This window comes from Streptomyces sp. NP-1717, assembly GCF_022695985.1.
Lineage (GTDB): Bacteria > Actinomycetota > Actinomycetes > Streptomycetales > Streptomycetaceae > Streptomyces.
In genome coordinates this window covers 1-8514 of record NZ_JAAPBF010000276.1, presented here as the reverse complement: position 1 = coordinate 8514, position 8514 = coordinate 1, and the positions used below count along the sequence as shown (strand labels likewise).

Genomic DNA, 8514 nt, shown 5'->3' with positions numbered 1-8514 from the left:
GAGAGCGTCGGGGACCGGAATCGCGGCGGAGTAATGGGCGGTGACGAGGTAGGAGATGATCGCCTGCTCGTCGATGCCGGTGAACCGCACCGACAGGCTCGGCTCGATCTCGTCCGGGATACCCGTCTGCCGCAGCCCGATCACGCCCTGGTCGTCCTCCCCCGTACGCATGCACATGATCGAGGTCGTACGGGCCTCGCTGACGGGGATCTTCCCGCACGGATAGATCGGCACGCCGCGCCAGGAGGGGACGTGATGGCCGTTGACGTCCACCGGCTCCATGAGCAGTCCGCGTCTGCTGCACTCACGGCCGAACGCGGCGATGGCTCGCGGGTGGGCGAGGAAGAACTTGCTGCCGCGCCGGCGGGAGAGGAGTTCGTCCATGTCGTCGGGCGTGGGAGCCCCGTCGTGGGGCTGGAGGCGCTGCGCGTAGTCGCAGTTGCTGAGCAGCCCGAACTCCTTGTTGTTGACGAGCTCGTACTCCTGGCGCTCGCGCAACGCCTCCAGGGTGAGGCGGAGTTGCTGCTCGGTCTGGTTCATCGGGTCGTTGAAGAGGTCCGCGACACGGCTGTGGACCTTCAGGACCGTCTGCGCGATGGAGAGCCCGTACTCACGCGGCTCCGGCTCGTAGTCGACGTAGGTGTGCGGGACGACCGGCTCACCCACGTGTCCCGCCGAGAGGTCGATCGCGGCCTCGCCGTACGCGTTGGCGCGCTGTCCCGAGAGGGTCGCGCCGGCGCTCAGATGGCTTCGCAGGGAGTCGTCGCGTGCCGCGAGGCTGGCGACGTCCCGGCGGGAGAGCACCAGCACCGTGCAGGCGGTGGTGGCCCGGAAGGCGCAGTCCCAGGAGGCTTCCGTCCCGGTCAGGCACTCGTCGCCGAAGTAGGCGCCGTCGGCCAGGACGTCCAGACCGGTCTCCTCGCCGTAGGGCCCGGTGCCGATCCTGTCGACGCGGCCGTGCGCCAGCAGGAAGACACGGTCCCTCGCGTCACCGGCCCGGACCAGCACCGCGCCGGGCTCGAAGTCGACCTGCTCGCAGCGGTCGGCCAGCTCGCCCAGCACCGCCTCGTCGCCGTACTCCCTGAGCGCGGGCAGCTCCCGCAGTCCGCCCGGGACGACCGAGACCCGGCCACCGGTCTGCACGAACGTCACGCGCCCGTCACCCACGGCGTAACTCAGCCGCCGGTTCACCCGGTACGTGCCACCCCGGACGTCCACCCACGGAAGCATCCTCATCAGCCACCGCGAGGAGGTCTCCTGCATCTGCGGGACGGACTTCGCGATCGTCGCCAGATTCCGCGCGGCGGCCGTCGCCAGACTCTGCTGCCCGGACGCCTGCGCCAGAACGGCTTCCCGGTCGGCTTCAACGGTCATAGGTGATCCTCAGCCCTCCTGTAGGTACGCCGGATCACCCTCCCTCCTGCCTACTTCGCCTGTCATCACACGAAAGGACGTGAATGCCCTGGCGACAGGCGGGGTACGCGGCCAGCAGTGACGTTCCTTCGCACATAAGTCCACAGGGAGAGGGTGAGAATTACCGGCCCGCGTCAGCTGTTCTGGGCCCGGTCGAAGACCTTCTTCTCCGTGGCCCCCAGCACCTCTCCGTACATCTTGGTCGGGGTCAGGGCGTCCAGCGACGCGTTGACGGAGACCAGGACGCCCTTGCCGGTGGTGGTGTCGAAGTCCGCCAGCCACGGGCCGCCGCTGGAGCCGCCGGTCATGTCGCAGGGGATCGCCTGCATGCCGTGCTCCTTCTTCGCCGTACCGACACAGCGCAGGAGCTCCTCGCCGAGCTGCGGGCGGGTGGCGGAGTAGCCGAGGGCGGAGACGGTGCCGCCAACGGCGCGGTTGAAGGCGATGGGCTGGCCGCCCACGACGTCGGTGAGCTTCTTGCCGTTCTTGTCGGCGTCGACGACCAGCGCGGCCATGTCACGGGTGGAGTCCGTCTCCCAGGTGCGCGGGGTCGCGACGGCGCGGACCGCGAAGGTGCCGTGCGGCTTCTTGCCCTTGTGGTAGCCGGGGACGAAGACCATCGCGGTGTTGGTGTTGCCGGGGGAGGAGCCGAGGCGCACGCAGTGGGCGGCGGTCAGCGCGGCGGAGCGGTTGGCGCTCTTGACGGAGGTGGCCGTGCACCAGGTGTCGGCGCCGCGTGAGTTGACGAAGAACAGCCGCCCCACGGTCTTCAGTGCGGTGCCCCGGTACGGCTTCGCCTTCGGCCCGGTCGGACCGAGGTCGACGGACTTCCCGACCGCCTTGATCCGGGCGGAGGTCCAGTAGGCGAGGGCGTCCTTGCGCTCCTTGGCGGTGTACTTCATGACGGAGACCGGGTCCGCCGCCGCGGCGAGGCTCTGACCGGCCGCGGCCGTCGCCGGGACCGGGGCGGCCAGGACGAGAGCCGTACCGGTCACGGCCAGTCCCGCGACCCTGCCACGAAGGCGCCGGATCGGGGAAGTTGATGTCTCGGACATGGCAGGTGTCTCCTCGGCCGGTGCGGTGGCGGACCGTGTCTCGCGGTCCGCCCGGCAAGAGCGGAGAAGGCGCCCGCCCGGTTCGCGCTGTCGATGATCTGTGACACAGGAGTCAGCTCAGGCCGCGAAGTTCCTCGACCTCGCCGCCCACCGTCGTGCGGAGCTTCCTGAGCAGTCGCGGCTCGGCCCCGATGGCCCACTTCGGGCCGACGAGATAGGTGCCGCCGTACATGCTCGCGGTGTCCAGCCACGTCCGTTTGAGTCTCTCCGTCGGGAAGGTCGTCACGATCCAGTTGCCCTCCGGCGTGACGCAGACGGCTTCCCGGAGTTCCTCGGCGTCGGTGCGCATCTCCGCCGCGCAGCCGGTCATCGACGCGATCCTCTCGATGCTCGCGGGCGCGGGCGAGGGGACAGGCGTGGCGGTCGCCTTCCGGGCGGAGGGCTCCTCCTCGGCGGCCGGGTCCGCCGAGCACCCGATGACCAGGGAGCCCAGGAGGAGGAGCACGGCCAGGGTGCGGGCGGGATGAACGCGGGGTGCCGTCACCGGTGTTGCCTTCCTGCGGGCGGGGTGTGGGGGGAGGTACGTACCGGTGGGACCCGCCGTTCATCGACCCGGCGAAGGTACGGGCACCCGCCAGGCCCAGGCTTGGAACCAAGCCACTAAGATGATTAGTATGCGGATCGAGCCTTCGTACGGCCGTCTCCCCACCCGGACCGGCAGTGAAGGTGCCGCCAAATCCGCTGCGCCCGCGCGGAGTCGGAGGACAGCCGAGTTGTCCGTCCGGCAGCGGCCGAGGAAGAAGGAGCTCGCCTCAGTGGCGTCCCACCGTCGTCCGAAGCAGCCGACCCCCGCGTACACGGGCGTGCTCACCGCCACCGCCGCCGCGGCCGTGGCGCTGTCGACCCAGTCGGCGTCCGCCGACCCGCTTCCCGACCCGAACAAGAAGGGTGTCCAGGCGCAGATCGACCGCCTGTACGAGGAGGCGACCCAGGCCACGGAGAAGTACAGCGGGGCGAAGGAGAAGGCCGGAAAGCTGGAGAAGCAGGTCGGCGATCTCCAGGACGCGGCGGCCCGGCGCCAGGACGGTCTCAACGAACTCCGCAACCAGCTCGGCTCGGTGGCGACCGCCCAGTACCGCAGCGGCGGGCTCGACCCCTCGGTGCAGCTGATGCTCTCCACCGACCCGGACAGCTATCTGGACAAGGCGTCCGACATGGAGCGGCTGAGCGACCGGCAGGCCGAGACGCTCAAGCAGTACCTGTCCCAGCAGCGCGCCCTTCAGCAGCAGCGGGCGCGGGCCGGCGAGCAGCTGAAGGCGCTCCAGGACACCCGTAAGGAGTTGGGGAGCAAGAAGAAGGAGATCCAGGGCAAGCTGGCGAAGGCACAGTCGCTCCTCAACTCGCTGTCGGCCGAGGAGCGCGCCGAGCGGGCGGCGAAGGAAGAGCGGGTGAACCGCGACAGCGACCGTGTCGACCTCGGCAACGAGGCCAGCGCCTCACAGCGCGGCGCCGCGGCCTTCGCGGCGGCGAAGAGCCGGGTCGGCATGCCGTACGTATGGGGAGCGACCGGCCCGAACTCCTTCGACTGCTCCGGACTGACGTCCTGGGCGTTCCAGCAGGCCGGTGTCTCCATACCCCGTACGTCGCAGGCCCAGGCCAACGTCGGCACCCGGATCAACTCGCAGAGCGCGCTCAAGCCGGGCGACCTCATCATCATGCGCACCGACCTGAGCCACGTCGGCTTCTACGCCGGGAACGGCCAGATCCTCCACTCCCCCAAGCCGGGCGCCCAAGTGCGCTACGAGTCGATCGCTCGCAGCGGCATGCCGTTCATGTGGGGCGTACGCCTCTAATACAGTCCCGGCGGGCAGGCGACCAGAAGGGGCAGCAGCGGCAGCAGCCCCGCCGCCCCGGCCACGGTGATCCGGAACGCGGGATGCGTACGCCGTGCCGGGGCCAGGATCCGGCGCAGCCGTACGTGCACCGTGCGTCCCCCCGCCGACAGCGCGCCCTTGGGGACCGCGCCCGCCGAGGCCATCTCGAACATGGCGGTCACCAGCGCCCGTCGGGGATGGATGTCCAGGGCGCCGTCGTCGGCGGCCATCTCCAGCAGGAGTGGAATCTGCTGCCCAGCGTGCCGGGCGAGCGGCACTCCCCGGAACACGACGGCGAAGGACCGGGCCGCCGCGAGAAGGAGATGGTGACGGCCGGCGATGTGGACCCGTTCGTGCTCCACGACGGCGGCGATCTCGGCGTCGGAGAGCAGTTCGACGGCGCCGCGGCTCACCACGATCCTGGAGCGGCGGCCGGGCAGACAGTACGCGGCCGGGGTCGCGTGCTCCAGGACGGTGGCGCCCAGCCGTGACAACGGCCGGCCCACCTTGTCGAGGATCTCGCGGTGCCGGGTACGAGCCGCTCGGGCGCGCAGTACGTGGTACGTGAAGGCCGCCACCTGAGCCGTCGGTACGGCCGCCGAGACGACGACCGCCAGGCGCCGCACCGCGCCGGCGTCGGGCGGCCCGACTCCCAGGGCCGCGCCGCACGAATAGAGGATGCCGTGCAGATGGGCGCCCGGCGTCGCGAGGTGCAGCGTGCCGAGGGCGACACAGACGGAGAACGAGGAGGCGAGTGCGAACCACACGGCGGCGGCCGGCACCGGCGCCCGGTGCGGCCACCCGGCGCGCAGCATCACGCGCGGCGCGAGTACGCCTACGGCGGCGGCGTAGCCGAAGAGCGCGGGAGCCGCGTTCACGGCTCGACGTCGCGGCCGACGGCCCGCAACGCCTCGCGCAGCGCGGCCACTTCGTCGTCCGACATGCGTTCCACGAAGTGCGCCAGGGCGGCCGGGCGGTCCTCGCTCGCTCCCAGCGCGTCCTCCATCAGGGCGGCCGAGTACGCCTCCCGGCTGCGCACCGGGGTATAGAGCCATGCCTGGCCCTGCTTCCGCCTGGTCAGCCACCCCTTGGTGTGGAGAATCGAAGCCACCGTCATGACGGTCGTGTAGGCGGCGGGGCGGCGCGTGTTGATGTCGTCGACCACCTCACGCACGGTGGCGGGCCTGTCCCACTTCCACAGACAGTCCATGATCTCGGCCTCCAGCTCCCCCAACCACCGCACCGCCGCGATTCCTTCCGCCATCTGCCGCGCCTTCGCCTACCCGGCCATCGTAGGCGCGTCCCGGCGCGGGGCCGCTCCATCAAGGCCGGCCCTCCCCCCGGTGTTCACCGGGCGAGCCGGTTCTCGATGAGTTCACTGAATTCGTCGTACGAGCCCGGCGTCGGGATCACGGCCCCGTCCACGACGAAGGTCGGCGTGCCCTGGACGCCGAGGCCCAGGCCGTCGCGCTGGTCGGTCCGTACCCGCTCGGCGGTCCCGGGATCGGCGACGGCCGAGTCGAACTTCCTCATGTCGAGGCCGAGTTCCTCCGCGTAACCGCGGAAGAGCGCCGCTTTGGACTCCTTCGCCTCGCCCCACTGCGGCTGGGTGTCGAAGAGTCTGCCGTACATCTCCTCGAACTTCCCCTGCCGCGCGGCGGCTTCGACGGCCAGTGCGGCGGTCTGGCTGTTGCGGTGGCCGGGCATCGGGAAGTAGCGGGCCACGAACGTGACGCGGTCCTCGTACTCCTCGCGGAGCCGTTCGACGACCGGATACATCGCTCCGCACCCCTCGCATTCGAAGTCGAGGAACTCCACAACGGTCAGTTCGCTGCGTTCGGGATCGGTCAGACGGTGGCTCGACGCACGGACGGGCTTGGCATCCGCCGCGGGCTCGGCGTTGACGGCGCCGGACGACGAACCGCCCGAGGAGAGGGCGAGTACGACACCGAAACCGATTGCGAGTACGGCCAGGAGCGCCGCCGCGACAAGGAAATGCTTCTTCATGAGTCCTCGGAGATCTCTGGGGATCGGGCAGGGGGGAGGCGCTTCCGGTCACGCGCGTGCAGGCTCGCGAGGTAGGAGTTGTACGCCGCCAGCGGGTCGTTGGCGTCACCGCGGTCGATCCGGCGGTCGATCCGCCGCGCCTCACGGGCGTCGGAGCGGACCCACTGGGCGGCGAGAATGATGGTGGTGATCAGTACGGGAATGTCGCCGGTCGCCCAGGCGATGGCTCCGCCGTTGTACTGGTCGTCGGCGAGGGACGCGCCCCAGGTCCGGCCCACGTCCGTCCACCAGCCCTCGCCGATGATGTCCGTCGAGCTCATGACCGAGATGCTGAACCAGGAGTGGAACGGCATGGTCAGGATCAGTACGAACAGCCTTCCCAGGAAGGGCGGCCGGCGTGGTCCGGGATCCACGCCGATGATCACCCAGAAGAAGAGCAGCCCCACGGCGAGGAAGTGCACCAGCATCACGGTGTGGCCGAGGTGACTGCGCATCAGGGTCTCGAAGAGCGAGGTGTAGTAGACCGCGAAGGCACTGGCGATGAAGAGGACGCCCGCCACCACCGGATGCGAGATCACCTTCACGTAGCGGCTCCGCAGGAGAGCGAGGAGCAGTTCGCGCGGGCCCGCCGCTCCGTCCCCGGCCGCCATGGGCAGCGTGCGCAGGGCGAGTGTCGCGGGCGCTCCCAGGACCAGGAGGATGGGGACGGTCATCGCGAGGATCATGTGCTGCCCCATGTGCACGCTGAACATCACCTTGCCGTAGACCGCCAGGCCGCTCATCGTGGCGAGTACGGTCACGGCGAGCCCGGCCAGCCAGGCGATCGTGCGCCCGAGCGGCCAACGGTCGCCCCGGGCACGGAGCTTGCGCACGGCCGCGAGGTAGGCGAGGGCGGCGGCAGCCGTACCGAAGGCGAACAGCGGGTCGAAGTGCCACTGCGTGAGCAGGGGTGTCCAGGGGAAATCACCCAGTGGTGGTGGCATCGTGAAGCCCAGCAGTTCCTCGGCCGGCGACAGGGACGAGGCGCCGGCGCCGGGTGGCGGCGTACGGGACAGCGCCGTGGCGAGTCCCATCGCGGCTGCCATCACCAGCAGTTCACCGGCGGCGAGCCGGATGAAGGGCCGTCTCGATCCGCCGCCCATGGTGGGCAGGACGCGTTGTCGGTGCCACCGGCCCAGAGCGCCGAGGATCAGCAGCGCCACCGTCTTGAGCAGCACCATCCGGCCGTAACGGCTGGTGAACACGTCGGCGGCGGAGGGCAGTCGGACGACCGCGCCGACCACACCTCCGGCGGCGACCACGACGAACGACCAGAGGGCGAGAGAGCTGAAGCGCCGGACGGCCGTGTCCAGACCGGCGTCCCGCTTCACGGCGGCGACCAGAAGCAGGGCCAGCCCACCGACCCAGACCGCGACGCCGACCAGATGCAGTGCGAGACCGGTGACCGCCGCGTCGTGGTTCCCCGCTCCCGCCGAGTGGCCGGTGAAGGCGGGCGGCAGGAGTCCGGCGACGGCGAGCAGGAGCGCGGCCCGGGCCCAGCGCACCGTACCGATGCCCGGGCAGGCTGTGGCGAGGACGGCCCCGGCACCCGCCATCAGGGCGTAGGAGCGCCCCCGGGCGTCGGTGAGGACGAAGTCCGCGAGCACGCCGGGGGCGAGGACATCGCCGACCGGCCGGGCGAAGAGGTCGGACAGGGTGAACACGAGCAGGGCCGCCGACGCGGCCGACCAGATCGCCGCCGCGAACGCCGCCCATGTCAGGTACCGCAGCCGCGTCCCGTCGAGCCGCCGGCCGCCCGGCAGAAGTACGGTCACGAGCAGCAGGGCGCCGACGACGGCGACGGCGGCGGCGTTCGCGACCGTACGGGCCGCGGGAAGGGCCCATGTGGTCGGCGCGTCCGGCCCCTGGATACCCGGGACTTGCTCGGTCGCCGTGCCACCTGCCCACAGGAACAGGAGAGTTGTGGCGACGGCGGTGAGGGGGGCGGCTGCGAGCAGGAGGGACGGGGACGGTGCGCGTCGGGCGTCAACTGCCATGGCGGACGCGCCTTTGCCGGATCACCGCGACGCAGACCCCGGCGGCGGTGAGCAGGAGAAGTCCGCCGATGACGACCGGAAGGGCCGGGACGCCCGTCGAACTGGTTGTGCCGGAAGAGGAAGCCGTGC

Annotated in this window: 8 protein-coding genes; 1 reads left to right on the top strand and 7 read right to left on the bottom strand. The window is 70.8% G+C overall.

The annotated features are described in order from the left end of the window. The 3 genes from GXP76_RS31925 to GXP76_RS31915 form a co-directional block, all read right to left on the bottom strand. The coding region (locus tag GXP76_RS31925; RefSeq protein WP_242575108.1) for a family 2B encapsulin nanocompartment shell protein at positions 1–1374 on the bottom strand (1374 nt) is incomplete at its 3' end. Positions 1375–1547: 173 nt separating this feature from the next. Next, complete coding sequence (locus tag GXP76_RS31920) at positions 1548–2468, bottom strand: serine protease (RefSeq protein WP_242575107.1); 921 nt, start codon at positions 2466–2468, stop codon at positions 1548–1550. Between the two features lie 112 nt (positions 2469–2580). After that, a complete protein-coding gene (locus GXP76_RS31915; protein ID WP_242575106.1) occupies positions 2581–3012 on the bottom strand; it encodes a hypothetical protein in 432 nt (143 codons plus the stop codon). A 271-nt stretch (positions 3013–3283) separates the two neighbouring features. On the opposite strand from GXP76_RS31915, the gene GXP76_RS31910 reads away from it, so the two are divergent. Next, positions 3284–4321: an NlpC/P60 family protein gene (locus tag GXP76_RS31910; protein ID WP_242575105.1), complete on the top strand. Its 1038-nt coding sequence runs from the start codon at positions 3284–3286 to the stop codon at positions 4319–4321. Here the strand turns inward: GXP76_RS31910 and GXP76_RS31905 are convergent. The 4 genes from GXP76_RS31905 to GXP76_RS31890 form a co-directional block, all read right to left on the bottom strand. After that, positions 4318–5220 carry a M56 family metallopeptidase gene (locus GXP76_RS31905; protein ID WP_242575104.1) on the bottom strand — a complete coding sequence of 301 codons (903 nt, stop codon included), beginning with the start codon at positions 5218–5220 and terminating at the stop codon, positions 4318–4320. The two genes, GXP76_RS31910 and GXP76_RS31905, sit on opposite strands and share 4 nt — an antisense overlap. Next, positions 5217–5585 (bottom strand): BlaI/MecI/CopY family transcriptional regulator, encoded by a 369-nt coding sequence (locus GXP76_RS31900; RefSeq protein ID WP_242575109.1) that lies wholly within the window; start codon positions 5583–5585, stop codon positions 5217–5219. Before GXP76_RS31900 ends, GXP76_RS31905 begins: the two co-directional genes overlap by 4 nt. 104 nt (positions 5586–5689) lie before the next feature. Continuing rightward, complete coding sequence (locus GXP76_RS31895) at positions 5690–6349, bottom strand: thioredoxin domain-containing protein (protein WP_242575103.1); 660 nt, start codon at positions 6347–6349, stop codon at positions 5690–5692. Further along, a complete protein-coding gene (locus tag GXP76_RS31890; RefSeq protein ID WP_242575102.1) occupies positions 6346–8385 on the bottom strand; it encodes a cytochrome c oxidase assembly protein in 2040 nt (679 codons plus the stop codon). Before GXP76_RS31890 ends, GXP76_RS31895 begins: the two co-directional genes overlap by 4 nt. Positions 8386–8514 lie beyond the last annotated feature (129 nt).

Coding starts and splice junctions, on each gene's coding strand:
- GXP76_RS31895 (WP_242575103.1), bottom strand. CDS start 6,349: ATGAAGAAGCATTTCCTTGTCGCGGCGGCGCTCCTGGCCGTACTCGCA.
- GXP76_RS31890 (WP_242575102.1), bottom strand. CDS start 8,385: ATGGCAGTTGACGCCCGACGCGCACCGTCCCCGTCCCTCCTGCTCGCA.
- GXP76_RS31920 (WP_242575107.1), bottom strand. CDS start 2,468: ATGTCCGAGACATCAACTTCCCCGATCCGGCGCCTTCGTGGCAGGGTC.